26 protein-coding genes are annotated in these 23,664 nt (G+C 65.8%); 10 read left to right on the forward strand and 16 right to left on the reverse strand.

Annotated elements, in window-relative coordinates; translation table 11 throughout:
- Positions 1–178: 178 nt before the first annotated feature.
- From mtgA to AX725_RS07530, 3 genes are read right to left on the reverse strand one after another with little or no spacing between them, the layout of a single operon-like run.
- Complete coding sequence (gene mtgA, locus AX725_RS07520) at positions 179–850, reverse strand: monofunctional biosynthetic peptidoglycan transglycosylase (RefSeq protein ID WP_060978399.1); 672 nt, start codon at positions 848–850, stop codon at positions 179–181.
- A 31-nt stretch (positions 851–881) separates the two neighbouring features.
- Positions 882–1,385: a DUF192 domain-containing protein gene (locus AX725_RS07525; protein WP_066114760.1), complete on the reverse strand. Its 504-nt coding sequence runs from the start codon at positions 1,383–1,385 to the stop codon at positions 882–884.
- The gene (locus tag AX725_RS07530) at positions 1,379–1,951 is read right to left on the reverse strand and encodes a regulatory protein RecX (RefSeq protein ID WP_060978397.1); all 573 of its coding nucleotides are present in this window, start codon (positions 1,949–1,951) and stop codon (positions 1,379–1,381) included. The genes AX725_RS07525 and AX725_RS07530 overlap by 7 nt, the downstream gene beginning before the upstream one ends.
- Positions 1,952–2,160: 209 nt before the next feature.
- Between AX725_RS07530 and AX725_RS07535 the strand changes: the two genes are divergently transcribed.
- The 3 genes from AX725_RS07535 to AX725_RS07545 all read left to right on the forward strand — a co-directional run bounded on the left by AX725_RS07535 (position 2,161) and on the right by AX725_RS07545 (position 4,858).
- A complete protein-coding gene (locus tag AX725_RS07535; RefSeq protein ID WP_060978396.1) occupies positions 2,161–3,888 on the forward strand; it encodes a fatty acyl-AMP ligase in 1,728 nt (575 codons plus the stop codon).
- A gap of 59 nt (positions 3,889–3,947) precedes the next feature.
- The gene (locus AX725_RS07540) at positions 3,948–4,382 is read left to right on the forward strand and encodes a hypothetical protein (protein ID WP_060978395.1); all 435 of its coding nucleotides are present in this window, start codon (positions 3,948–3,950) and stop codon (positions 4,380–4,382) included.
- A gap of 152 nt (positions 4,383–4,534) precedes the next feature.
- Positions 4,535–4,858, forward strand: coding sequence for a hypothetical protein (locus AX725_RS07545; protein ID WP_060978394.1), 324 nt, complete (start codon positions 4,535–4,537; stop codon positions 4,856–4,858).
- Here the strand turns inward: AX725_RS07545 and AX725_RS07550 are convergent.
- Both AX725_RS07550 and AX725_RS07555 read right to left on the reverse strand, forming a co-directional pair.
- Complete coding sequence (locus tag AX725_RS07550) at positions 4,838–5,146, reverse strand: type II toxin-antitoxin system RelE/ParE family toxin (protein WP_060978393.1); 309 nt, start codon at positions 5,144–5,146, stop codon at positions 4,838–4,840. The two genes, AX725_RS07545 and AX725_RS07550, sit on opposite strands and share 21 nt — an antisense overlap.
- Positions 5,143–5,400: a type II toxin-antitoxin system ParD family antitoxin gene (locus AX725_RS07555; RefSeq protein ID WP_060978392.1), complete on the reverse strand. Its 258-nt coding sequence runs from the start codon at positions 5,398–5,400 to the stop codon at positions 5,143–5,145. The genes AX725_RS07550 and AX725_RS07555 overlap by 4 nt, the downstream gene beginning before the upstream one ends.
- A gap of 197 nt (positions 5,401–5,597) precedes the next feature.
- Here AX725_RS07555 and AX725_RS07560 point away from each other — a divergent pair, with 197 nt between their 5' ends.
- Positions 5,598–6,806 (forward strand): toxic anion resistance protein, encoded by a 1,209-nt coding sequence (locus AX725_RS07560; RefSeq protein WP_060978391.1) that lies wholly within the window; start codon positions 5,598–5,600, stop codon positions 6,804–6,806.
- Between the two features lie 13 nt (positions 6,807–6,819).
- Entirely contained in the window at positions 6,820–7,542 is a 723-nt protein-coding gene (locus AX725_RS07565) for a hypothetical protein (RefSeq protein WP_060978390.1), read from the forward strand.
- On the opposite strand, the gene AX725_RS07570 is transcribed toward AX725_RS07565, so the two are convergent.
- The gene (locus AX725_RS07570; protein WP_060978389.1) at positions 7,543–7,941 is read right to left on the reverse strand and encodes a gamma-glutamylcyclotransferase family protein; all 399 of its coding nucleotides are present in this window, start codon (positions 7,939–7,941) and stop codon (positions 7,543–7,545) included.
- 36 nt (positions 7,942–7,977) lie between these two features.
- Here AX725_RS07570 and AX725_RS07575 point away from each other — a divergent pair, with 36 nt between their 5' ends.
- Positions 7,978–8,304 carry an Mpo1-like protein gene (locus AX725_RS07575; RefSeq protein ID WP_060978388.1) on the forward strand — a complete coding sequence of 109 codons (327 nt, stop codon included), beginning with the start codon at positions 7,978–7,980 and terminating at the stop codon, positions 8,302–8,304.
- 54 nt (positions 8,305–8,358) lie between these two features.
- The gene (locus AX725_RS07580) at positions 8,359–8,586 is read left to right on the forward strand and encodes a hypothetical protein (protein WP_060978387.1); all 228 of its coding nucleotides are present in this window, start codon (positions 8,359–8,361) and stop codon (positions 8,584–8,586) included.
- On the opposite strand, the gene AX725_RS07585 is transcribed toward AX725_RS07580, so the two are convergent.
- From AX725_RS07585 to AX725_RS07615, 7 genes are all read right to left on the reverse strand, one after another.
- Positions 8,573–8,980 carry a hypothetical protein gene (locus AX725_RS07585; RefSeq protein ID WP_060978386.1) on the reverse strand — a complete coding sequence of 136 codons (408 nt, stop codon included), beginning with the start codon at positions 8,978–8,980 and terminating at the stop codon, positions 8,573–8,575. The two genes, AX725_RS07580 and AX725_RS07585, sit on opposite strands and share 14 nt — an antisense overlap.
- Before the next feature lie 4 nt (positions 8,981–8,984).
- Positions 8,985–10,220, reverse strand: coding sequence for a NupC/NupG family nucleoside CNT transporter (locus AX725_RS07590; protein ID WP_060978385.1), 1,236 nt, complete (start codon positions 10,218–10,220; stop codon positions 8,985–8,987).
- Positions 10,221–10,328: 108 nt separating this feature from the next.
- Positions 10,329–11,267 carry a DMT family transporter gene (locus AX725_RS07595; protein ID WP_060978384.1) on the reverse strand — a complete coding sequence of 313 codons (939 nt, stop codon included), beginning with the start codon at positions 11,265–11,267 and terminating at the stop codon, positions 10,329–10,331.
- Between the two features lie 40 nt (positions 11,268–11,307).
- Complete coding sequence (locus tag AX725_RS07600; RefSeq protein WP_060978383.1) at positions 11,308–12,234, reverse strand: hypothetical protein; 927 nt, start codon at positions 12,232–12,234, stop codon at positions 11,308–11,310.
- 25 nt (positions 12,235–12,259) lie between these two features.
- Positions 12,260–12,892 carry a glutathione S-transferase gene (locus AX725_RS07605; RefSeq protein ID WP_060978382.1) on the reverse strand — a complete coding sequence of 211 codons (633 nt, stop codon included), beginning with the start codon at positions 12,890–12,892 and terminating at the stop codon, positions 12,260–12,262.
- Positions 12,893–12,901: 9 nt separating this feature from the next.
- A complete protein-coding gene (locus AX725_RS07610; protein ID WP_060978381.1) occupies positions 12,902–13,735 on the reverse strand; it encodes an ATP-binding protein in 834 nt (277 codons plus the stop codon).
- Between the two features lie 161 nt (positions 13,736–13,896).
- On the reverse strand, positions 13,897–15,633 hold the full coding sequence (locus tag AX725_RS07615; RefSeq protein ID WP_060978380.1) for an acyl-CoA dehydrogenase family protein: 1,737 nt from the start codon (positions 15,631–15,633) through the stop codon (positions 13,897–13,899).
- Between the two features lie 49 nt (positions 15,634–15,682).
- Between AX725_RS07615 and AX725_RS07620 the strand changes: the two genes are divergently transcribed.
- Positions 15,683–16,648, forward strand: coding sequence for an L-threonylcarbamoyladenylate synthase (locus tag AX725_RS07620; protein WP_060978408.1), 966 nt, complete (start codon positions 15,683–15,685; stop codon positions 16,646–16,648).
- Between the two features lie 115 nt (positions 16,649–16,763).
- Here AX725_RS07620 and AX725_RS07625 read toward each other — a convergent pair whose 3' ends face one another.
- Positions 16,764–17,858: a class I SAM-dependent methyltransferase gene (locus tag AX725_RS07625; protein WP_060980316.1), complete on the reverse strand. Its 1,095-nt coding sequence runs from the start codon at positions 17,856–17,858 to the stop codon at positions 16,764–16,766.
- Positions 17,859–17,862: 4 nt separating this feature from the next.
- Positions 17,863–18,753, reverse strand: coding sequence for a prolipoprotein diacylglyceryl transferase (gene lgt / locus AX725_RS07630; protein WP_060980315.1), 891 nt, complete (start codon positions 18,751–18,753; stop codon positions 17,863–17,865).
- Between the two features lie 67 nt (positions 18,754–18,820).
- Here lgt and AX725_RS07635 point away from each other — a divergent pair, with 67 nt between their 5' ends.
- The gene (locus tag AX725_RS07635) at positions 18,821–20,539 is read left to right on the forward strand and encodes a class I adenylate-forming enzyme family protein (protein WP_060980314.1); all 1,719 of its coding nucleotides are present in this window, start codon (positions 18,821–18,823) and stop codon (positions 20,537–20,539) included.
- A 31-nt stretch (positions 20,540–20,570) separates the two neighbouring features.
- Positions 20,571–23,312: a [protein-PII] uridylyltransferase gene (locus AX725_RS07640; RefSeq protein ID WP_060980313.1), complete on the forward strand. Its 2,742-nt coding sequence runs from the start codon at positions 20,571–20,573 to the stop codon at positions 23,310–23,312.
- 11 nt (positions 23,313–23,323) lie between these two features.
- On the opposite strand, the gene AX725_RS07645 is transcribed toward AX725_RS07640, so the two are convergent.
- Positions 23,324–23,593, reverse strand: coding sequence for a hypothetical protein (locus tag AX725_RS07645; protein ID WP_060980312.1), 270 nt, complete (start codon positions 23,591–23,593; stop codon positions 23,324–23,326).
- Positions 23,594–23,664 lie beyond the last annotated feature (71 nt).

A 23,664-nucleotide genomic window follows, 5' to 3' on the forward strand; every position in this document is an offset into this window, starting at 1 on the left:
ATCATGGGGATTGGTTTGACTCATGTACCCACCTCCGCTCAGCCTGAGCTTGTCGAAGGCCCCGCGATACGGCCGTTGTGGGCGCGGGTCCTTCGACGACGCGGGCTGAAGCCCGCTGCTCAGGATGAGCGGAGGTGGGAGCAGCTTAAAGCCCCTGCAGCGCTAACCGCAAATCTCCTCAAGGCCGCGCGCAGCTATCCAACCCATCGCGCTGGACGATGCGGATGCGGCGGGCGATGCTGTTGCCATAACGGCGCACGAAGCCGCTGGGGTTCTTGACCGAGCGCTTCTTGGGCAACGGCAGCGCGGCGGCCATGCGCGCGGCCTGGTCGCGGGTGAGCGAACTTGCGCCCTTGCCGAAATAGCGCTGCGATCCTGCCTCGACGCCATAGGTGCCGATGCCGGTCTCGGCGACGTTCAAGTACACTTCCATGATCCGGCGCTTGCCCCAGATGCCCTCGATCAGCACGGTGAACCAGGCTTCCAGACCTTTTCGGAAAAAGCCGCCATTCTGCCAGAGGAACACGTTCTTCGCGGTCTGCTGGCTGATCGTCGATCCGCCGCGGATGCGCCCTCCTTCCATGTTGCGCCGCATCGCCTGCTCGATCGCCTCGGTATCGAAGCCGTTATGCGTGCAGAACTTGCCGTCCTCCGCGGCTATGGCGGCGGAGACCATGTTGCGGTCGATCCGGTCGAGCGGCGTCCAGTCGCGCGTCGCGCCATTGGCATCGCTCAGCATCGTGATCGTCGTCGGCGGTGGCACGAAGCGATAGATAACGACCATCAGCAGCGATAGCGCCACAAAGCCGAAGACCAGCTTGAAAACCAGTGCGATCAGGCGAGCGATCATGCCGCGTTTGCGCGCTGCTGCCACCAGTGCCTCAACGCTTGTCGCGCCAGGTGACGGTGTCGCCCGGCTTGATTCCGAGTTCGGCCGCACGGCCAGCAGCGATCTCGAGCACTGCAGCGACCGGTTCGCCCGAACTGATCGGGTCGAGCGAATAGGGCACCGCATTGGCGGCGATGCTCTCGACGGTGCCATCGGTGCGGATGAACAGCAGGTCGAGCGAGATGACCGTGTTCTTCATCCAGAAGCTCGCGGGCTTCGGCGTCGGGAAGGGAAAGAGCATGCCGGCATCGGGGGCCAGCTCGGTGCGGAACATCAGCCCCTGCGCCTGTTCCTGCGAGCTGCGCGCCATCTCGACGGTGAACTTGTGCGTCTTGGCGCCGCTCCTGATCGTCAGCGGCACCAGATCGAGCCCAGCGGGCGAAACGGCAGGGGTTGCCGCTGCCGGACGCTGCGCCACGGCATCGCTTTGGGCAGAGGCATTGCACGCCACCAAGGCCAGCGTCGCCAGCATCGCCCCGCAGAATCTCTTCACCATTGGTCTCTCCCGAATTGCTCGTCCAGCCCCGCTATCTCCTCCATGCTATCGGCGAAAACAAGAGCCCGGGCGAGAGCAAAATCATGGCCTGCGCGGATAAAGGCCTGCAATTGCTTGCGCCGCCGGTCGGGATCGGCGGGGGCGGGCGCGAACGGGCCGATGCGCTTGCGCCGGGCAAAGGCCATCGCGGCGTTCAGCGCCTGATCGCTCGCGGTCTCGCGAACCTCGCCGCGCTCGGCCTCGCCGACGCCCGCTGCGACCAGCGCCTGCTCGACCCGGCGGGCGCCATAGCCTCGCCTGAGCAGCGCGCCGCCCTTCATCGCGGCGAACGCAGCATCATCGACATAGCCCAGCTCCACGCAGCGATCGGCGAGCTGGTCGTAATCGGGCGCGCGCTCTTCCGCCCATCCACGCTCGCGCACCTTGCGCTGCATGTACTGGATCAGGCGCGCGCGCGTCGTCGCAAACCGTCCGAGATAATGCAGCGCCAGATCCTTCAGCGCGCGCTCGTCGAGCGGCTTTGGCGGGCGCTTTTCACGCTTGCGTCGATCATCGGGAGCGGTCATGCGCCATTTTTGTGCCACAGTCGGGTCGAATTTAGAACGCTTGTCATCGGCTAGAGGCGAGATGGGGCATTCTGGGATGAAGCGGGCGCTGCCCGAACCATTCATCTCTGGGCCATGACGGCATGGGCAGACGCTAGCGGGTCTTGTCCATGTGGGCGTGACAGACCGGGCCACCGGCGCGCGCAAAGGAAAGCAACGGGTTAATACGCATGACGCAATTGCAGCCGACTCCCACCGCCGATGCGCTGCCGCGCCGGTTCGCCGATTTCGCGACGCTGGGCGATGCACTCGACTACGCGGCACAGGGCGTGCGCGGGTTCAACTTCCACGATCCGCGCGGCACATTGGTGCGCCCTTATCCCTATAGCGAGCTGCGCAGCGATGCGCTCGAGCATGCCCGGCGGCTGATCGCGCGCGGCGTCAAGCCCGAGGACCGGATCGCCATCGTCGCCGAAACCGGCGCGGAATTCGCCTCGCTGTTCTTCGGCGCGGTCTATGCCGGGGCCTGGCCTGTGCCGCTTCCCCTGCCCACCAGCTTCGGCGGCAAGGAAAGCTATGTCGAGCAATTGAGCGTCCAGCTGCGCTCGAGCGACCCCAAATTCCTGTTCTACCCCGCAGAACTCGCCGAAATGGGCGGCGAGGCGGCCAAGCGTTGCGGCGTCGAGGGGATCGATTGGGAGAGCTTCGCTGCCGAAGCTGCACCCGAAGCCGAGCTGCCCGCTGCGAGCCCCGAGGATATCTGCTATCTGCAATATTCGAGCGGATCGACCCGCTTCCCGCATGGCGTCGCGGTCACGCACGCCGCGCTGCTGAGCAATCTCGCCGCGCATTCGCATGGGATGCATGTGTGCGAGACCGACCGCTGCATCTCGTGGCTGCCCTGGTATCACGACATGGGCCTGGTCGGCTGCATGCTGTCGATGGTCGCGAATCAGGTGTCGACCGATTATCTCAAGACCGAGGATTTCGCGCGGCGTCCGCTCGCCTGGCTTGACCTGATCAGCCGCAATCCCGGCACCTCGTGCAGCTATTCGCCGACCTTCGGCTATGACATCTGCGCGCGCCGCATCGGCAGCCAGTCGCGCGTCGAGGAACGCTTCGACCTGTCGCGCTGGCGGCTCGCGGGCAATGGCGCGGACATGATTCGCCCTGACGTGATGCAGGCCTTTGTGAATGCGTTCGCACCGGCGGGCTTCAAGGCGAGCGCCTTCCTGCCCAGCTATGGCCTCGCCGAAGCGACGCTCGCCGTCACGCTGATGCCGCCGGGCGAGGGCATTGTCGTCGATCTGGTCGAGGAACAGCGCCTGTCGGGCGCGCCGGTCGATCCGTCCAAGCCCAAGCGCTACCGCTCGATCGTCAATTGCGGCAAGGCCTGCCGTGACATGAGCATCGAGATCCGCGACGCCGACGGCACGGTTCTGCCCGACCGCGAGATCGGCAAGGTCTGGACCGCAGGCCCGTCGATCATGCACAGCTATTTCCGCGATCCCGAAGCGACCGAGGCGTGCCTGGTCGATGGCTGGCTCGATACCGGCGACATGGGTTATATGGTCGATGGCTATCTCTATATCGTCGGCCGCGCCAAGGACATGATCATCATCAACGGCAAGAACCACTGGCCGCAGGATATAGAATGGGCAGTCGAACAGCTGCCCGGTTTCAAGTCCGGCGACATTGCCGCCTTCTCGATCACCACCCCCGCCGGTGAAGAGGCCCCCGCCGTGCTGGTCCAGTGCCGCACCACCGACGAGGCCGAACGCCGCCGCCTGCGCGACGAAATCCGCGAGAAGGTCCGCTCGCTCACCGGCATGAACTGCGTGATCGAACTGGTGCCGCCGCGCACGCTGCCGCGCACCTCGTCGGGCAAATTGAGCCGCGCCAAGGCACGCAACCTGTATCTGTCGGGCGAGATCCAGCCTTACGAACTGGCGGCCTGACCGGCCTTCACGGGGCCTTGCGGGTTTACCCTGCGGCCCCTGATCCCTATATCCGGTCCATGAGCGCCGCTGCGTCCCTTCCCGGTCCTGACGCCTATGCTGCCGTTTCGACCGTCGGCGCGCGTCCGGCATGGGTGAGCGGGATCATCATCGCGCTGTTCATCGCGCTGGCGAGCGCGCTGCTGCCCGGGTCGATGCCCGCGAGCCAGCAGGTCGGCTCCGCGTTCAACCCCGCCACCACGCAGGTCGCGCTCAGCCGGCAGGAGGGCGAGGCGATTGCGGTGGCCGAGCCGGTCGACGACCGCCTGCGCCTGCCGGCAGGCGATGGCAGTGATGCCGTCATGCTCTATTCCTGGTTCAGCCCGGCAGAAGTCGCCTTGGCGGCGCTCGGCGAGCCGATCTTATCCCGCCCGAGCATCGCCCGTCTTTGGGCAGACCACCCCGCTTCTGCGCGTCCCGACCTTGCGCCGCGCGCCCCGCCGCTGACGGCCTGATCCGCGCCCGCCCCGATATCGGCACATCTTACTGCAGAGCCTGATCTGCCGTTGCTGACGCGTGTCCGTCGGGATGTGCCCCCTGCATCATGGCGTGCGTTCCCCGCCGCAAGCCACCGACCTTTCGACTTCTGAACGGAGAGAACCCCATCATGCCCCATTTTCATGAAGGGCAGGCCGTCGAGGACCTGCTGACTTATCAAGACGACCGCCGCAAGCAGATGAAAAAGCTGTTCGCGCGCTATCCCGAGATCACCAGCACCGAGCGCGAGGAGCTCGTCCGCTATCTGCGCACCGCCCCGGTGCTCGACATCGGCCTGCTCAAGAGCGACGAGACGATCCGCTACCACATCGCCGCGTTCGAACAGGAACATGCGCGCAAGCTGAGCCTCCGCCCGGTCGAGATTGCCGTGCTGCTGCTGATCTTCGCGCTCGTGACAGGCGCATGTGTCGCATTATGGGATATCGGCGTCTGATCCCAATTGCCCCTCATAGTCCTGCGCGCCCGACATGACGCGCAGGACTATGACGACTTTGCCCTCGATGCGATACAGGATCAGGTAATTGCCATGCACCCGACGCCGAATCTCGCGATCGGCATAGCGCGGGACTATGGGGAAGCGACGCGGGAAGTCGGCAAGTTCCACGCATTTCTCGCGCAAGATACGGACAAAGGCCAGGGCATGGGCAGGGCTGTCAGCGGCGATATAATCTGCGATGGCCTCCAGATCGCGCTCCGCTGCAGCGGTCAGCAGCACCCTCATTCGGCGGCGACATCCTTGGGCCGGTAGCGCGCTTCAAGCCGGGCGAACACCTCATCGGCAAGTATGAGGCGACCGGCATTTGCATCGTCCAGCCCTTGGGCGATCGCGATATCTAGCGCCGCCAACCGAGCTTCGCGCTCCTGGATCAGGCGGACGCCTTCGCGCAGCACTTCGCTCTTGGAGTTGTAACGGCCCGATTCCACGAGCGAGGCGACGAAGCTTTCGAGCGTCTGTCCCAAATCGGCACTTATCATCGGGTCCTCCTGCCGACGTTATCAACTGTTATCAATCGAGGCGCAAGGCTTTTGCGGAGGAACAGACGCCTATGGCGCGCAAAAGCCTTGCGCTTTGCGGCTGTATTGTTATCTTAACACAGTAACACTTATCACTTGCCCTTGGGGGCAAGTCGCCTCATTTTGAGGGTCGGGCCGAAACGGGAGCTGGAAAAGCCATGGCAACGCAAACTGCGATTGCGGACAAGAAACTGACGCTGGAGGCACCCGAGCCGGTGCCGATCGTCACCGCAGCCGAGGCGACGGGGCTCGTTCCGGTGTCCGAAGAGGTGCGCTCGAAGCTCGATGAGAAGGTCGACGGCTTCATCAGCGATCTCGTCGCGCAGGATGTCAACTCGCCCGAATTCGGCAAGCGCGTCGACCAGATCACCAATATGGGCCGCAAGGAAATCGCCGATGCGGCGGGCCAGTCGAACCGCTTTCTCGACCGCCCCGTGCGCGCGATGGACAATGACAATTCGGTCGGCGCGAACCTGGCGCAGCTGCGCCGCACGGTCGAGGATCTCGACCCCGGCAAGAAGGGCGACCTGTTCACCCGCAAGAAGATCTTCGGCATCATCCCCTTCGGCAACAAGATGCGCGACTATTTCGACAGCTACAAGTCAAGCCAGGGGCATATCCAGTCGATCCTCGCCAGTCTGCAGAGCGGCAAGGACGAGTTGCTGATGGACAACGCCGCGATCGATGTGGAGCGGCAGAACCTTTGGGCCGCGATGGGCAAGCTCGAGCAGATGATCCATGTGTCGAAGACGCTCGACGCGCGGCTCGAGGCGAAGGCTGCCGAGCTCGAGATGACCGATCCCGCCAAGGCCAAGGCGATCAAGGAAACCGCGCTCTTCTATGTCCGCCAGCGCACGCAGGACCTGCTGACGCAGATGGCGGTGACGGTGCAGGGCTATCTCGCGCTCGATCTCGTCAAGAAGAACAATGTCGAACTGGTCAAGGGCGTGGATCGTGCCAGCACCACAACGGTCGCCGCGCTTCGCACCGCGGTCACCGTCGCGCAGGCGCTGGTCGGGCAGAAGCTGGTGCTCGATCAGATCACCGCGCTCAACACCACCACCGCGAACATCATCGATTCGACCGGCACGATGCTCAAGGACCAGACCGCCAAAATCCACGAACAGGCGGCATCGGCGACCATCCCGGTCGAAACGCTGCAGCGCGCCTTCCAGAACATCTATGACACGATGGACAATATCGACACGTTCAAGGTCAAGGCATTGGACAGTATGAAGACCACGGTCGACACGCTGAGCAAGGAAGTCGAGAAGTCCAAGGGCTATATCGCGCGCGCCGAAGGCGCTTCGCAAGGCGGTGGCGGCACGACGTCCGGCCCCTCGCTGCTGAGCTCGCTGGAGGCTTGAGCCAGGCTTGCCCATGTCCAAATCGCTGACCAGCCAGTCCGACCAGATCATCGCCGATGCCGCTGCGGTCAAGCGCCGCGTCCAGATGGGCCCTTCGATCGGCAGCAAGTCGCGCGCGCTCAAGCGCGAGCATATGTGGAAGAAGATCGCCGCGATCGCGATCAGCATCGGCGTCATCCTGGTCGCAGCGGGCATTGTCGGCGCGATCATCGACGGCATCGGCTTTTATGGCGTGCTGCTCACGGTGCTCGCCGCCGTGGTCGCCACGGTGGTGCTGGGCAGCGGCATGAAGCTCAAGGTTCCGACGCCCGAACGGCTGGCCAAGGAGCCCTTGAAGGTGCTCGCCGGGAAGACCGAAATCTGGCTGGAAAGCCAGCGCCCAGCCCTTCCCGCACCCGCCGTGACGCTGGTCGACCAGATCGGCGTGCAGCTCGACATGCTTGCGCCGCAATTGCAGACGCTGGAGGAAAACAGTGAGCCCGCGCGCGAAATCCGAAAGCTGGTGGGCGAGCATCTGCCGGAGCTGATCACCGGCTATCGCAAGATCCCGGCGAGCATGCGCCAGGAAAAGCGCGGCGAGCGCACGCCCGACGAGCAACTCATCCACGGCCTCGGCGTCATCGAACGCGAGATCGCCAGCGCCACCCGCACCATTGCCGAGGGCGATGCCGACAAGCTCGCGATCCGGGGCCGCTATCTCGAACTCAAATATGACGGTGTTGCCGACAGCAAGTGATCAGGCGCGTAGCCAGTCGCCGTCCGATATCCGTTCCAGCCCGCCTGTCGGCAGGTTCCAGACATAGACCATAGCGTCCACCGCGCCGGATGCTGTCATGACGCTCGCGATTTCGCGACGATAGTCGTGCGGGGGCGGGTCATCGGGGCCGCAGCTTTCGAAACTGTCGAGCCAGGGGAGGCTCGCGGCGGGATCGGTCAGGCGCAGCAGGTCGCCGGTCACGACATCGTCGCCCTCCAGCACCAGTGCCGGATGCCAGGTGACGCGAAAGAGCGTGCCGACCAGCGTGGCTGTGCCCAGCCATTCGCTTTCCGCAGCTAGCCGCGCTGCATTGGCATGGTCACTGCCCCGGCGCAGCGTGCCGTAGACGAAGAGAAGCTCGGTATGGATCGCGGGCATGATCTGTGGCTATCATGGCGGCGGGAGACAATCGAGATGCAGCGTTACACCAGCTTCGCCGAATTCTGGCCCTATTACCTGTCCGAGCATAGCCGCCCGCTCACCCGCGCCTGGCATTATGTCGGCACGTCGCTGGTCGTGCTGCTGGCGCTCGCGGCACTTGTCACCGGCCATCTCCTGCTGTTCGCGATGATGCCGGTGGCGGGCTATTTCTTCGCCTGGATCAGCCATTGGCGGATCGAGCGCAACCGGCCGGCCACCTTTACCTATCCGCTCTGGTCGCTGGCGGCGGATTTCCGCATGTGGGCGCTGTGGCTGACCGGACGTCTGGGACCGGAACTCAAGCGCGCCGGCGTCGCCTGAGGGGAACCGCCTCGCGCGCCCCGGCGTAGTCCGGGCAGCAAGGAGAGTTCCCCGATGACCGAGACCCAGACCCCCAAGCCGACCGAACCCGTCGACTGCACCGAAGAGACCGCGCAGCGCGCAGGCGCCAAGACATCGAGCCTGGGCGCGCAGGCCGGGAGCGAAGACGACAAGCCCACCGAGCCCGATGTCGACAAGGACAGTGTCAGCGAAGACGAGCTGGACGACGCGCTCGACGATTCGATGGATGCCTCGGACCCGCCGTCGTTCACTCAACCCTGATCGCCGCGCGCCCGACGAGCAGCGGAAGACAACCAAACACAATCTGACCCGCCAGTCCCGCTGCCCCCGGCGGGCTGGCAAGATCAGCCAGCCATTGGCGCGGCGATGTGCCCAGTGCCATGCCCAGTACAAACTCGCAAAACAACAAGAGCGTGAACCCGGTCACGCCCATGATCGCGCGCGCACCGACCAACATCACCTCTCGCGATCGCGCGACGATGCGATGCGCGCGCCAGGCCATCACGAGCAGCATGACCGGAAGCTCGATCGCCACGGCGGTGAGAGCGCCGGTTACGGGCGCCACCAGCATAACCCTGAGCGTACCCAGCAGGAACCCCAGCGCAAAGGCCTCTGCCCCGTAACGCAGCCCCGCGCGGATCGCCGGGCCGCGCATCGCGTCAAACGGTAATCAGCAACCCGGCGAGCGCCGCGCTCATCAGGTTGGCGAGGCTGCCTGCGGCGAGCGCCTTGAGCCCCAGCCGCGCGATCATCGGTCGCTGGCTAGGCGCGAGGCCGCCGGTCACCGCCATCTGGATGGCGATCGACGAGAAATTGGCAAAGCCGCACAGGGCAAAGGTGATGATTGCGACCGTCCGCGCCGAAAGCCCTGCCTCGGGCTTGCTCAGTTCGATGAATGCGACGAATTCGTTGAGCACGATCTTCGTGCCGAACAGCCCGCCCGCGCGCAGCGCCTCGTCCCAGGGCACGCCGATGAGATACATGATCGGTGCGAAGACATAGCCGACGACCTGCTGGAACGAGAGATCGGGCTGGCCGAACCAGCCGCCGATACCGCCGAAAATGCCGTTGGCGAGCGCGACCAGCGCCACGAACGCCAACACCATCGCGCCCACGGCAACCGCGAGCTTCACGCCGGTCTGCGCGCCCATCGCGGCGGCCATGATGACATTGGCGGGGCGCTCTTCCTCATATTCGACATCGAGCGGCATCACCGCCTCGCTGCTGATATCCGCAGGATCATCGGGCATGATGATCTTCGCCATCAGGATGCCGCCCGGCGCGGACATGAAGGCCGCGGCGAGCAGATAGTCGATGCGGATGCCCATCGCGGCATAGGCGGCGAGGATCGTGCCGGCAACGCCCGCCATGCCGACGCTCATCACCGTGAACAGCTGCGCAGGCTTCAACGCGGCAAGATAGGGGCGGATGACCAGCGGCGATTCGCTCTGCCCGACAAAGATGTTTGCCGCCGCGCACAGGCTTTCGACCTTGGAAATGCCGATCAGCTTCTCGATGCCGCCGCCGACCCACTGGATCACGCGCTGCATGATGCCGAGATAATAGAGGATCGAGACGAGCGCCGAGAAGAAGATGATCACCGGCAGCGCGGCAATGGCAAAGCTGTTGCCGCCGACTTCCGGGCTGGCGAGCGGGCCGAAGATGAAGTTGGTGCCCGCCTGCGCATAGCCGAGCAGGTTGGAAACGCCGCGCGACATCGCCTGGATGGCGGTGCGACCGGCGGGCACATAGAGCACCAGCACCGCGATGCCCGCCTGCAGCGCGAAGGCGGCGCCGACCACGCGCAGCCGGATGGCGCGGCGGTTGTTCGAGAGCAGCAATGCGATCGACAGGATCAGCGCAATGCCTGCCACTCCCAGCAAAATCCGTGTCATGCCTTGCGCCCGTATCCCATCTATCGAATTTGAAGATTGTCCCCGATCGTGCCTAGCCACAATGGGGCGATGGGGAAAGCGCGAACTGTCTCGGGCTGCAGCGGAGGGTCAGCGGGCCTGGCTCCGCGCGACCTGCCAGCAGCCGGTGACGATCAGCGCCGCGCCCGCCAGCGTGGTCCAGCCGATCGTCTCGTCGAAGATCAGCCAGCCGAACAGCGCGCCCCAGATGAACATAGAATATTCGAGCGGCACCAGCGCCTGTGCCTCCGCGCGGGCATAGGCCCAGGAGAGCAGCGAGAGCGACAGGATCGCGAGCATCGCCGCGAGCGTGAGCAGCCCCCAGCCGATCGGGGCGGCCATGACGGCATCGCCCGGCATCGCCGCGCCGGCAAAGGGCATGGCGAGGCCGAACCAGAAGCCCATGATGACATTCTGTACCAGCACGATTTCCTGCGGGCTGGCGATCTGTGCCTGCTGGCGCTGCAGGATCAGGTTCCACGCATAGAGTACCGCCGAGGCCATGATCGCCGCGATGCCCTGCCACCCGGCCTCGCCCTGGTCGGCGACGGCTTCTCCGCCCAGCCAGCCGAGCCGGCCGGCTGCGATCACCAGCACTCCGCCAAAGCCCAGGACCGAAGCCAGCACCGCGCCGCGCCCGATCTTCTCCTTGAGCAGCACCGCCGCGAGGAACAGCGCGATGATCGGCGCGATGAAGGTGATCGCCACCGCTTCGGCCATCGGGGTGCGCGCAAGGCCCCAGAAGAACAGGACCGCCATCGCTGCCACCACCGTTCCGCGCAGCAGGTGCAGTCGCAGCGCCGCACCGCGCGGCAGCCTCCGGTTGCCCTTGATCAGGAACAACGCACCGGCGAGCGCCGACCCGATCAGGCAGCGCCAGAACAGGGCCGCGATCACGCCGATATCGATCGTCACCGCCTTCATCGCGCTGTCCATGGCGCCGAAGAACATCATGCCGCCCGCGCAGGCGACAAAGGCCAGCAGCGATGCGCGGGGCTGTTCGGTCAGGGGTGCGGGGGCAGAAGCCATGCCCCGCTATCGGGATGCAGGGCCGTGCTGTCCAGTCCCGTCAGCGATCCATCTGCGCGAGCGCGGCACGCGTCGCGTCGCGATAGGCGGTGCCGTCATGGCGGTGCGCGCCGACAAAATGCATGAAGCGGCAATCGGCGTCCCAAGGCTCGGCCCAGTAATTGCCGTACTGACTGTAGGGCAGCAGCACCGGATCGGGATCGTTGGCGACGACGAAGCTCGAGGTCACCTGCTCGCTGCCCCATTCGGCCATGGCCTGATGGCCCAGCAGCCGCGCCATCTCGTCATGGAAGAAGCGTGCAGTCTCACGCCCGTTGCCCCCCCGCGCAAAGCCGGCAAAGCCCGCGCAGCCGCGAATATAGCCATGGTGCCCGGCCCCTTCGATCTGGGCAAGCGCGCGTTCCATCCGCGACTGGATGTGCCGTGCCTCGCCCGGATTGTCGGGCGTGGGCGGGACATAGTCGGTGCAGGTCCTGACGCCGATGTCCCACTCGGGACCGCCAAGCAGGGTGAAGCTGCGATTGGCAGCAATGGCATCGGCCACGACATCGGGACGCCCCAGGGTCACCGTGTCGCTGTCAAGCTGGATGACATAATCGTCAGCCCGCCGGTCGAGAATCGACAGGAACCGCTCCCACGCGCCGCCCGCCGGAAAGCCGTTGTGATCGACATCGGCGATATCGATGATCTCGGGGTTGCCGCAATGCCAGGCGAGCACTGCGCGGTCCTCGGTGGTCAGCGTGCCATCGGACAGGATGACGATGCGTCCCTTGCGCAGATGCCCCCAGAAGGACTTGACCGCAACCAGATAGGGCAGCAGCACCGCCGTCCCCATCATCGAGAAGATCACCAGCCCGTCATGGGCCGGACGGATCGGCGCGGTTTCCAGCACCGGGCGGCACGCCCGATCGTGACGCCAGTTGTCCAGGCGCGTTTGCAGGCGATAGGGCAGGAAGCGGGTCAGCATGGCGGCAGGGCCTAGCACAGGCCGGTTAACCGGTGGCAAACAGGGTAGGAGCATCGCCCGGCTGCCACGGAGGCAGGCGCAGCATCGCGGACACGAACAGGTCCGACGCGATCAGCCCGGCCAGCCAGGCCTGCACATGCGGCAGCGGCTGCGCATCGAACCAGGCCTGATCGGTCGCGGCGAACTGGCGGATGAAGGGAAACAGCGCGATATCCGCAAGCGTGCGCGCGGGGCCGCACAGGAACCCGCTGGCGGCAAGACGCTGTTCGAGCGCTTGGAGATGCTCAAACCCCGCCGTGCGATGCTCGATCGCGTCGCTGCCATGCCGATTGGGATATTTGTACCGGTCGAGATGCTGCTTGAACGCACCATCGAACGTCTCGATCAGCGCCCGGTCATCGCCCTTTAGCCAGGTTTCGGGATCGTGCCGCGCCAGGGCCCAGCGCATGATGTCAAGGCTCTGGTCGATCACGCGGCCATCGGAAAGCACGAGCACCGGCACTGTGCCCTTGGGCGAGGCGTCGAGCATCGCCTGAGGCTTGGCGCGCAGCACGATCTCGCGCAGTTCGACCGTCTGGCCGCTGACCAGCAGCGCCATGCGCGCGCGCATCGCGAACGGGCAGCGGCGAAAGCTGTAGAGGATCGGCAGCGCCGTCATGGCTGCGGCTCAATCGAGCGAGCGGCCCGCGCGGCCCGCCAGTTCGGTGACATAATGCCAGGCGATCCGGCCAGAGCGCGCGCCACGCTGCCGCGCCCAGAGCAGCGCGTCCTCGGGGTCGAAATCGAGCCCATGCGCTTCGGCATAGCCGCCGATGATCGACAGATAGGCATTCTGATCGCAGGCGGGAAAGCCGAGGCTGAGCCCGAACCGGTCGGCGAGCGCCAGACGGTCGTCGACCGCGTCGCGCGGATTGATCGGATCGTCCTGCTCGCTCATGCTGCGCTCGATGATGGCGCGGCGGTTCGAGGTGACCGCGAGCCGCACATTGGCCGGTCGCGCCATCGCCCCGCCTTCGAGCAGCGAACGCAAGGAGCGCGCGGCGCTGGCGGCTTCGGGCCCGTCAAAACCGATATCGTCGATGAACACGAGAAAACGCCGATCCACCGTACCCAATGCGGCGAACAGCGCGGGCAGTTGCTTGAGCGCGTCTGGCTCGCCCCCGGTCTGGACGAGCGCGAGCGGCGCACCGGCATTTTGCGCATCGGCGACCGCCGCCTTGACCAGAGCCGACTTGCCCATGCCGCGCGATCCCCAGAGCAGCACGTCATGCGCCGCCTGGCCTGCGGCATGGCGGTGGACGTTCTCGGTGAAGCTCGCCTTTTGCGCGTCGATGCCGCGCAGCCGGTCGAGCGGAACGGCCCTGAGCGTGGGCACCGCCTGCGCTCCGAGCGCGCTCCAGACATAGGCCGGGTGCGCGCTCCAGTCCCCGTCCTGCACCGGCGGCGGCGCGAGGCGTTCGAGGGCCTCGGCGATGCGGGCGAGAAGCTCAGTTTCATCCATTACCCAGCCCCCCTACCCGTTTGCCCCGAGCGAAGCCGAGGGCCGTGATCGGTACCGTTCGGACATACGTCCCTCGGCTTGAGTTTACCCTGAGCGGCTGGCTTGCCAACCAGTCGAAGGGCTCGGGACAAACGGAGGTGGAGGCTGCGCTCACCAGCCGCTCAAGCCGCCAGCGCCTCGGCGTCGAGCGCGTAGAGCAGGTCCGCTCCCGCCATCGCGGCCGCCTTGAGGCCGCTCGCCTCGGGCACCATGCGCTCGAGATAGAAGCGCGTCGTCACCAGCTTGGCTTTCAGGAACTCGGCATTCCCCTCTCCGGCATCGAGCATCGCCTGCGCGGCGTGGCTCTGCTTGAGCATCAGCCAGCCTGCGGTCATCACCGCCATCATCGTGCAATAGGGATAGCTGCCCGCGAGCCGGTCGTCGACGCTTGCGCCGACCATATATTCGGTGACCTCTGCGACATCGCCGGCAAGCGCCGCCAGCGCGGGGTGGTTGCCCGCATCGGCCTGCACCTCGGCGATCAGGCCGCGCACGACATCGCCGCCTGCCATGCCGAGCTTGCGCCCGACCAGGTCCGCCGCCTGGATGCCGTTGGTGCCCTCATAGATCTGCGCGATGCGGATATCGCGATAATATTGCGCCGCGCCGGTCTCCTCGACATAGCCCATGCCGCCGTGAATCTGCACGCCCAATGAGGCGATCTCACTGCCGAGATCGGTGCCATAGGTCTTGGCGAGCGGGGTCAGCAGATCGACCATCTCGCGCGCGCCGGGCACGCCGAGGTTCGCGCGATCGACCTGACCCGAGGCATAATAGAGCAGCGCGCGGATCGCCTCGGTCCCCGCCTTCATGCGCAGCAGCATGCGGCGCACGTCGGGATGCTCGATGATCGCGACCGGATCGCGGCCTGCGCCTGCGCGCGCCGACTGGACGCGTTCGCGCGCGAACCACAAGGCCTTTTGCGTCGCACCCTCGGCAATCTGCACGCCCTGCAGCCCGACATTGAGCCGCGCATTGTTCATCATCGTGAACATCGCGCGCATGCCGCCGAATTCGGGGCCGATCAGTTCGCCTATGCTCTCGCCTTCCTCGCCGAACTGCAGCACGCAGGTGGGCGAGGCGTTGATGCCCATCTTGTGCTCGATCGACACCGTCTTGATGCCGTTCGCCTCGCCCGGATTGCCGTCCGCATCGAGCCGGTATTTGGGCACCAGGAACAGCGAGATGCCCTTGGTTCCGGCGGGCGCATCGGGGGTGCGCGCGAGCACGAGGTGGATGATGTTGTCGGCCATGTCATGGTCGCCGAACGAGATGTAGATCTTCTGCCCGCGGATCGCATAGGTGCCGTCGCCGCGCGGGGTGGCAGTGGCGCGGAGCGCGCCGACATCGCTGCCCGCCTGCGGTTCGGTGAGGTTCATCGTGCCGGTCCATTCGCCGGTCGACAGTTTCGGCAGGTACAGCGCCTTCTGCTGGTCGCTGCCATGATGATGCAGCGCCTCGATCGCGCCGACGGTGAGAATCGGGCAGAGCGCGAACGCCATGTTTGCCGCGCCCAGCGAATCGAGCGCGACGGTGGCGAGCGAGAACGGCAGCCCCTGGCCGCCATGATCGGCGGGCGCACTCAGCGCACTCCAGCCCGCCTCGACATAATGCTGATAAGCCTCCCGGTAGCCTTCGGGCATCTTCACCGATCCGTCGATCAGCCGTGCACCGACCGTGTCGCCGATGCGGTAGAGCGGCGCGAATTCCCCGGCGGCAAATTCGCCCACGCCTTCGACGATCGCCTCGACCAGATCGGGCGTCGCCTCGGCAAAGCGTTCATGGCCTGCCAGTTCGTCGATGCCGGTGATCGTCTTAAGGACGAACAGCTGTTCGGTGGTCGGTGCGGTGAAGGTCATGGTCTATTCCCTGCTGTCCCTTGCGTTCGAGCGCTGTATAGGCAGCAACATGCCAGCTTCCAAGCCTTCTGACCCGAGGATTGCGCCCGCCGACGCCGCCGGGATCGCGCGCGCGGCGGCGATGCTGCGCGAGGGCAGGCCCGTCGCACTGCCAACCGAAACGGTCTATGGCCTGGCCGCCGATGCCGCGCGCGCGGATGCCGTAGCGGCCATCTATCGCACCAAGGGCCGGCCTGATTTCAACCCGCTGATCGTGCATGTGCCCGACCTGGACGGCGCACGGGCGATTGCGATTTTTGATGCGCGCGCAGAAAAATTGGCCGCCGCCTTCTGGCCGGGTCCGCTGACACTCGTTCTGCCGCTGAAAGACGGGGCGGGAATCGCGCCTGCGGTGACCGCGGGGCTTTCGACCATCGCGCTGCGCTGTCCCGCGCACCCGGTGATGCGCGCGGTGCTGGAGGCAAGCGGCCTCAAGCTCGCCGCGCCGTCCGCCAACCGCTCGGGTGCGATCAGCCCGACCCGCGCCGAGCATGTCGCGGCGAGCCTGGGCGAGGGACTCGATCTCATCCTCGACGGCGGCGCAGCTCGGGCCGGGCTCGAATCGACCATAGTTGCGCTGCGCAACTTTGACGGCGCCCTGGCGGGCTGGCAGCTGCTGCGCCCCGGGCCGATCGATCCGGAGGCGATCGCCGCGCTGCTCGGCGAACCGCCGATCCCGCTCGCCGATCAGCGGATCGAGGCGCCGGGCCAGCTCGCCAGCCATTATGCGCCGGGCAAACCGCTGCGGCTTGGGGCGGTGTCCGCGCAACCTGACGAATGGCTGATCGGCTTTGGCGATGTGATGGGTGATGACACGCTCTCGGCCTCGGGCGATCTCGCCGAGGCGGCGGCGAACCTCTATGCCGCGCTCCACCGCGCCGATGCGAGCGACCGCGCGCGAATCGCCATCGCGCCGGTGCCGCTGGGCGGCATGGGCGATGCGATCAACGACCGGCTGAAACGCGCGGCGGCCTAGAAGATTTCCCCTGCTTCCCCCGTCCCCCCCCCGCGAAGGCGGGGGTCCCGCTTCTGCATGACGATTGCCAGGAAAGCGGGATTCCCGCGTTCGCGGGAATGACGAAAACCGGACGTCAGGATGCGCCCCCGAACCCCGCGCCGACCGGCCAGCCGGGGCCGCGATAGGCGATCACCTTGAACAGCGTCCCCATCTGCTCGGGCGAGACCAGCCGGTCGAGCGCGGTCATGACCTCCTGCGCCTTGGCGGGCTGACCCTTGGCGAGTACGGTCGCGCGCTGCGCGATGCCCAGCGCCATCAGCCAGTCGCCCTGCCCCACCGGGCCATGGCAATCGACATCGCCTGCCAGCGCGACGCGCTTCAGCTGCGGGAAATCGACCAGAGCGGTGAGATCGGCCAGCCCCGGATCGACGAACGGATCGACCTTCCGGTGTGCGCGCACCGCCTGCAGCGTGCTGCCCGTCCGGGGCTCGGCATAGCCGTAATCGATGAACAGGGCCGCGCCGCCCTGCGCCTTCAACCGCGCGGCGATCTCGTACGCCATGCCGGCGGCCGCCGGGCTGCTTTCCAGGATCGTGCCCTCGGGGCTGTCGGCAAGCTCCACCGGGACCGCCGAATCCATCGGCCGCGCGCCGGCGACCGGCAGGAAGCGCTCGCCATTGTGCACCACCACCCGCTCGCGCCAGCCGCTTTCGGTGCGCACGATCTGCCGCACCGGCAGTGCATCGAGAAATTCGTTGGCGACGATCAGCAGCGGCCCCTCGCGCGGGACGCTGTCGAGCCCGTCATGCCAGGTCGCGCCGGGCACGCTCAGCTTCTGCGCCATGCGCAGCGCGGTGCTGCCCTCGATCAGGTGCACCTTGGGACGAAAGCCGAACTGCTCCATCGCGCGCAGCGCATCGGCGGCGAGCGTGCCCCTGCCGGGTCCGAATTCGACATAATGGCACAGCGCAGGCTTGCCCGCCTGCTGCCATTGATCGGCCAGCCACAGCCCGATCATCTCGCCGAACATCTGGCTGATCTCGGGCGCGGTGATGAAATCGCCGGTGGTGCCGAGCGGATCGGCGCGGTTGTAATAATACGCGTTGGCCTCGGCCATGTAATGCGCCACGCTGATCGGCCCGGTCGCGCCGATCAGCCGCTTGAACACCGCCTCGAGCCCCTGCGGCGCGCCCCCCTCGCCCCCAGCCTCGCCTTCGGTCTCGTCCATCGGTTCAGGCGGTGGCGGGCAACGGCTTGGCCGTGCGTCCGCGCGAGGAGACCATCAGATACAGGCCGATCAGGATCATCGGCACGGTCAGCCATTGGCCCATGCTCATTCCCGTCTGTTCGGCAAATTCGATGAGGTGCGCATCGGGATTGCGGAAATATTCGACGATGAACCGCGCGGCGCCATAGCCCGCCAGGAACACGCCGCCCAGAAAACCGGGACGGTGGCGCACATCGGTCTTCCAGAAAAGGACCATCAGCACGAGGCCCAGCACCAGCCCTTCGAGCCCCGCCTCGTAGAGCTGGCTGGGATGGCGCGGAAGGCCATCGGGATCGGTGGGGAAGATGACCGCCCATGGCACATCGGTCGGGCGGCCCCAGAGCTCTGCATTGACGAAATTGGCGAGCCGTCCGAAGAACAGCCCTAGCGGCACGACGCACGAGACATAGTCGCCGACGCGCAGGTACGACAGCTTGTTGCGCCAGGTCAGGTAAGCGATCGCCAGCAGCACGCCGATGAGCCCGCCATGGAAGGACATCCCGCCCTCCCAGACCTTGAACACCTCGAGCGGAGTGGCGTAGAGATCCGGGCGGTAGAAGGTGACATAGCCCAGCCGTCCGCCCAGGATGATACCGAGCGTGCAATAGAGCATCAGGTCGTCGGCATGACGCTGCGCCATCGGCGCGCCGGGCTGTTTCAGCATCTTGCCCATGTACCAATAGCCGATCAGGATGCCGAACAGATAGGCCAGGCTGTACCATTTGAGCTGGAACGACCCGATCTGCAGCGCGACCGGCGACAGTCCCAGCTCCTCGAAGCGGATCGCGGACTTGGCGGCAGCAGCGCTCGCGCTGGCGGCAATGTTGGCGGCTAGCGCCGAAATGGGCAGGATCAAGGCTTTTCCCCAAGGGTTTTCCCCTTCATAAGGGCAGCCAAGCACAAGCGAAAGAGGAGAGATTTTGATGGCGACCGAGCTGGACCAGATGATGGATGAAGCCATCCAGGCGCTGACCGGCGAAGGAGGGATGCTCCCGCTGACGACATTCGAGAAATACGGCCAGAAACTGCCCATGATCGCGTCGGCCCCGCCTGCGCTGTCGCATTTCTTCGCCTATTTCTGCATGCAGCATGCCGATGCCGAGTTTCTGGTCGATGGCGACACGCGCCTGACCTTCGGCCAGAGCTATGCCGCTGCGCGCCAGGTCGCCGCAGCGCTGGTCGCGGGCCATGGCATCAAGAAGGGTGACCGGGTGGGCATTGCCGCGCGCAACTCGGCCAACTGGATCATCGCCTATATGGGCATATTGATGGCGGGCGGCGTCGCGACGCTCCTGAACGGCTGGTGGCAGGGCCCCGAACTGTGCGCCGGGATCACCGATGTCGATTGCACGCTGGTGCTCGCCGACGATCGCTGCGCGAAGCGGATCAGCGAATGCGGCGCCACCGGCAATGCCCGCGTGGTCGTGATCAGCCATGACGGTCCGCCCGAAAAGGGGCTGGCATCGGTGCTCGAGGCCGGCGGCGATGCCGCTACCGAACTGCCCGAGCTGACCGGCGACGATCTGGCCACCATATTGTTCACTTCGGGCTCGACCGGCCAGTCCAAGGGGGCCTATTCCGACCATCGCGGCGTGGTGCAGGGCGTGTTCAGCTATGTCGCGCAGACGCTGATGGCGCTCAACATCGTCACCCGCCAGGGCAAGCCGCCCGAAGGCCAGCCCGCCACCCTGCTCAACGTACCGCTCTTCCATGTTACCGCCGAGGTGCCGGTGCTGCTGCAGAGCTTCGTCATCGGCCGCAAGCTGGTCCTGATGCCCAAATGGGATGCCGAAGAGGCGATGCGGCTGATCGAGAAGGAGAAGATCAGCTATTTCGTCGGCGTTCCGCTGATGAGCTACGAGATCGCGCAGCACCCCAATCGCGACAAGTATGACCTCAAAACCTGCGTCACCTTTGCCGCAGGCGGCGCGCCGCGCCCGGTCGAGCATGTCAAACGCATCAAGGAGACGATGGACTGGGCCTTCCCGATCCTGGGCTATGGCCTGACAGAGACCAACGGCGTAGGCTGCGGCAATTTCAACGAGAATTACATGGCCAAGCCCGACAGCACCGGCCAGGCCTCGCGTCCGCTGGTGGACCTTGCGATCCTCGACGATAATGGCCACCCGCTGCCCCAGGGCCAAGTTGGCGAGGTCGCGATCCGCTCGGTCGCCAATTTCCTCGGTTACTGGAACAACGAGGCGGCCACCAGGGCCGCGATCATGCCCGATGGCTATTTCCGCACCGGGGATCTCGGCTATCTCGACGCCGATGGCTATCTGTTCATCGTCGACCGCAAGAAGGACATCATCATCCGCGGCGGCGAAAATATCAGCTGTGTCGAAGTGGAATCGGCGATCTACGCGCATCCCGACATTGCCGAGGCGAGCGTGTTCGGCATTCCCGATGAGCGCTTCGGCGAGATTGTCGGCGCGGTCTATGTCGTGCGTGATGGCGCGAGCCTGACCGACGAGCAGCTCACCGAGTTCCTTGCGGGGCAGCTCGCCGCGTTCAAGGTTCCCGCCCGCCTGTGGCAGAGCGCCGAGGCGCTGCCGCGGCTGGGCACGGCCAAGATCGACAAGGTCAGCTTGCGCAAATCCTATCAGGCCGCAGCCAGGGCCGAAGCGGGAGCCGCCACCTGACCTTAACCTTGCGCCTGTATCGCCGGTTGCCATGAATCCCGTTGCCAACCAGCGCGCGATCATCGATCGCCGTGCGCTTGATGCGCGCATAGCCGAGTTCGCCGCCGAACTGGGGGACAAGGCGCGCATGCCGGTCGTCACCATATTGCGCGAGGCACTGGCAGCGGGGCGCGCGGAAATCGCCGCACGCCTGCATGCCAATCCGGCGGCGGGGCATGATTGCGCAGCGGCCCAGTCGTTCCTGATCGACCAGATCGTGCGGCTGATCCACGATTATGTTGTGCGCTTCCAGTACCCGGTCGCCAATCACAGCGCGGGCGAGCATTTCTGCATCGCGGCGGTGGGCGGCTATGGCCGGGGCGAGATGGCCCCGCACAGCGATGTCGACATCGCCTTCCTCACCCCGCTGCGCAAGAACAGCTGGACCGAGCAGGCGATCGAGGCGATGCTCTACATGCTGTGGGACCTCGGCCTCAAGGTCGGGCATTCCAGCCGCTCGATCGACGAGATGGTCCGCCAGGCGCGCGGCGACCTCACCATCCGCACCGCGCTGCTCGAAGGGCGCTATGTCTGGGGCGACCAGGACATCTATCGCGAGGCCTCGGTGCGCTTCTGGAAGGATGTCGTTACCGGCACCGCGCGCGATTTCGTGGCGCAGAAGCTTGAGGAGCGCGATCAGCGGCACAAGCGCATGGGCGACAGCCGCTATGTCGTCGAGCCCAATGTCAAGGACGGCAAGGGAGGCCTGCGCGACCTGCACACGCTCTACTGGATCGGCAAGTATATCCACCAGGTGCGCTCGGCCGCCGAGCTGGTCGATGCGGGCCTCTTGACCATGACCGAATATCGCGGGTTTCGCCGCTCGGCCAATTTCCTCTGGGCGGTGCGCTGCCATCTGCACGACATTACCGGGCGCGCCGAAGACCGGCTCACCTTCGACCTGCAGCGTGAGGTGGCGACGCGGATGCGCTTTGCCGACCGGCCGGGCAAGTCGGCGGTCGAGCGGTTCATGCAGTATTTCTTCCTCAACGCCAAACGCGTGGGCGACCTGACCGGCGTGTTCCTGGCGCAGCTGGACGACCAGTTTGCCGCGCGCGACCGGCGCTTCATCCCCGCGATCCTGCGGCGGCGTCCGCGCAAGCTTTCGGGCTTCATTCTCGATCGCGGACGGCTCGCGCTGCCCCGGCCCGATTTCTTCCGCGAGGACCCGGTACGGCTGATCGAGATCTTCCAGCTCGCCGACCGCCACAAGGTCGAGATTCACCCCAGCGCAATGCGCCAGGCGAGCATGGATGCGCATCTGATCGACCGGCATGTCCGCGCCGATCCGCGCGCCAATGCGCTGTTCATGGACGTACTGTGCAGCCCGCGTGATCCCGAGCTGGTGCTGCGCTGGATGAACGAGGCGACGGTGTTCGGCCGGTTCGTGCCCGATTTCGGCCGCGTCGTCGCGCAGATGCAGTTCGACATGTACCACCATTATACGGTGGACGAACATTCGATCCGCGCGATCGGGCTGCTCGCCAAGATCGAATCGGGCGAGCTCAAGGACGATCACCCGCTCGCCTATGACGTGATGCAGAAACTGGTCAGCCGCCGGGTGCTGTTCGTCGCGACGCTGCTGCACGATATCGCCAAGGGGCGGCGCGGCGACCACAGCGTGCTGGGTGCCGAGGTCGCGATGAAGCTCTGCCCGCGGCTGGGCATGACCGAGGCGGAGACCGAGCAGGTCGCCTGGCTGGTGCGCTATCACTTGCTGATGTCGGCGACCGCCTTCAAGCGCGACCTTACCGATTACAAGACCATCGCCGATTTTGCCGCCATGGTGCAGAGCCCCGAGCGGCTGAAACTGCTGCTGGTGCTGACCGTGGTCGATATCCGCGCGGTCGGCCCCGGCATCTGGAACAGCTGGAAGCGCCAGTTGCTCGGCACCCTGTTCGAATCGACCGAGGAGGTGCTGCGGCTGGGCCACAAGCAGCATGGACGGCGAGAGCGCGTTATCGCCAAGCAGGAGGCCGCGCGCGCCGCGCTCGGCATCGACGAGGGCCGGTTCGTCCAGCTCGCACGCAAGCTCGACGACGCATACTGGATCGCCGAGCCCGAGGATATCATCGCGCAGAACCTGAAGCTGATCGATGCGCACGATACCGAACCGCTGACCGTGGCGGCGGAATTCTATCCCGCGCGCGGCGCGACGCTGGTGACCGTCAGCGCCGCCGACCATCCGGGCCTGTTCTATCGCATCGCCGGCGGCATTCACCTTGCCGGCGGCAACATCATCGACGCGCGCATCCACACCCGGCGCGACGGCATGGCGCTCGACAATTTCCTGGTGCAGGACCCGCTGGGGCGCCCGTTCATGGAGGAAAGCCAGATCGCGCGGCTCAAGACCGCGATCGCCGATGCGCTGGCCAACCGCGTTGCGCTGACGCCCCGGCTGATCGCACGGCCCGTCGCGCGGCCCCGCGCCGAAGCCTTCAGCATTGCCCCCAATGTGCTGGTCGACAACAAGGCGTCAAACCGCTTCACCGTGGTCGAGGTGAACGCGCTCGACCGGCCGGCGCTGCTCAACCGCCTCGCCTTTGCGCTGTTCGATCTGAAATGCATCGTCCATTCGGCGCATGTCGCCACTTATGGCGAGCGCGCGGTGGATACCTTCTATGTCACCGATCTGCTGGGCGACAAGATCGACAGCAAGTCGCGGCTGAAGACGCTGGAAAAACGGCTGCTGGCTGCGGCCTCGCCCGACAGCGAGCAGGCGGTCGCCGCATAAGGCGCAGGGCTTCAGATCTTGCCGGTGAGGATCGCCCAGCCGGCAAGGCCATTCATGCCGGTATAGACGATATAGGCCGGCAGCGCGATCGTGTAGCCCAGTGCCGCGAAGCTGAGCGCCGAGAGCAGGATCAGATATTCGAGCATATAGCTGCCATAGCCGCGCATGAAGCCCTGGAACAGCGCGCGCATCTGCACCGCCATGGGGTGCGCCGATTCCATCGTCGCGCGGTGGAGCGCGAAGTTGATGATGCCGCAAAAGACGATGAGAATGGTTGCCATGGCGTTAAACTAACGCCAATCGCGCTGCAGTGGGAAGCCCTCAAATACGACTGGTCGATTTCGGGACGCCG

The organism is Blastomonas sp. CCH9-A1, assembly GCF_001557175.1.
In the GTDB taxonomy this organism is placed as follows: Bacteria; Pseudomonadota; Alphaproteobacteria; order Sphingomonadales; family Sphingomonadaceae; genus Blastomonas; species Blastomonas delafieldii_A.

Bases quoted from the DNA above. Each gene is read 5' to 3' on its own strand.
- mtgA (WP_060978399.1), bottom strand. From the start codon at position 850: ATGATCGCTCGCCTGATCGCACTGGTTTTCAAGCTGGTCTTCGGCTTT.
- AX725_RS07525 (WP_066114760.1), bottom strand. From the start codon at position 1,385: ATGGTGAAGAGATTCTGCGGGGCGATGCTGGCGACGCTGGCCTTGGTG.
- AX725_RS07530 (WP_060978397.1), bottom strand. From the start codon at position 1,951: ATGACCGCTCCCGATGATCGACGCAAGCGTGAAAAGCGCCCGCCAAAG.
- AX725_RS07535 (WP_060978396.1), top strand. From the start codon at position 2,161: ATGACGCAATTGCAGCCGACTCCCACCGCCGATGCGCTGCCGCGCCGG.
- AX725_RS07540 (WP_060978395.1), top strand. From the start codon at position 3,948: ATGAGCGCCGCTGCGTCCCTTCCCGGTCCTGACGCCTATGCTGCCGTT.
- AX725_RS07545 (WP_060978394.1), top strand. From the start codon at position 4,535: ATGCCCCATTTTCATGAAGGGCAGGCCGTCGAGGACCTGCTGACTTAT.
- AX725_RS07550 (WP_060978393.1), bottom strand. From the start codon at position 5,146: ATGAGGGTGCTGCTGACCGCTGCAGCGGAGCGCGATCTGGAGGCCATC.
- AX725_RS07555 (WP_060978392.1), bottom strand. From the start codon at position 5,400: ATGATAAGTGCCGATTTGGGACAGACGCTCGAAAGCTTCGTCGCCTCG.
- AX725_RS07560 (WP_060978391.1), top strand. From the start codon at position 5,598: ATGGCAACGCAAACTGCGATTGCGGACAAGAAACTGACGCTGGAGGCA.
- AX725_RS07565 (WP_060978390.1), top strand. From the start codon at position 6,820: ATGTCCAAATCGCTGACCAGCCAGTCCGACCAGATCATCGCCGATGCC.
- AX725_RS07570 (WP_060978389.1), bottom strand. From the start codon at position 7,941: ATGCCCGCGATCCATACCGAGCTTCTCTTCGTCTACGGCACGCTGCGC.
- AX725_RS07575 (WP_060978388.1), top strand. From the start codon at position 7,978: ATGCAGCGTTACACCAGCTTCGCCGAATTCTGGCCCTATTACCTGTCC.
- AX725_RS07580 (WP_060978387.1), top strand. From the start codon at position 8,359: ATGACCGAGACCCAGACCCCCAAGCCGACCGAACCCGTCGACTGCACC.
- AX725_RS07585 (WP_060978386.1), bottom strand. From the start codon at position 8,980: ATGCGCGGCCCGGCGATCCGCGCGGGGCTGCGTTACGGGGCAGAGGCC.
- AX725_RS07590 (WP_060978385.1), bottom strand. From the start codon at position 10,220: ATGACACGGATTTTGCTGGGAGTGGCAGGCATTGCGCTGATCCTGTCG.
- AX725_RS07595 (WP_060978384.1), bottom strand. From the start codon at position 11,267: ATGGCTTCTGCCCCCGCACCCCTGACCGAACAGCCCCGCGCATCGCTG.
- AX725_RS07600 (WP_060978383.1), bottom strand. From the start codon at position 12,234: ATGCTGACCCGCTTCCTGCCCTATCGCCTGCAAACGCGCCTGGACAAC.
- AX725_RS07605 (WP_060978382.1), bottom strand. From the start codon at position 12,892: ATGACGGCGCTGCCGATCCTCTACAGCTTTCGCCGCTGCCCGTTCGCG.
- AX725_RS07610 (WP_060978381.1), bottom strand. From the start codon at position 13,735: ATGGATGAAACTGAGCTTCTCGCCCGCATCGCCGAGGCCCTCGAACGC.
- AX725_RS07615 (WP_060978380.1), bottom strand. From the start codon at position 15,633: ATGACCTTCACCGCACCGACCACCGAACAGCTGTTCGTCCTTAAGACG.
- AX725_RS07620 (WP_060978408.1), top strand. From the start codon at position 15,683: ATGCCAGCTTCCAAGCCTTCTGACCCGAGGATTGCGCCCGCCGACGCC.
- AX725_RS07625 (WP_060980316.1), bottom strand. From the start codon at position 17,858: ATGGACGAGACCGAAGGCGAGGCTGGGGGCGAGGGGGGCGCGCCGCAG.
- AX725_RS07635 (WP_060980314.1), top strand. From the start codon at position 18,821: ATGGCGACCGAGCTGGACCAGATGATGGATGAAGCCATCCAGGCGCTG.
- AX725_RS07640 (WP_060980313.1), top strand. From the start codon at position 20,571: ATGAATCCCGTTGCCAACCAGCGCGCGATCATCGATCGCCGTGCGCTT.
- AX725_RS07645 (WP_060980312.1), bottom strand. From the start codon at position 23,593: ATGGCAACCATTCTCATCGTCTTTTGCGGCATCATCAACTTCGCGCTC.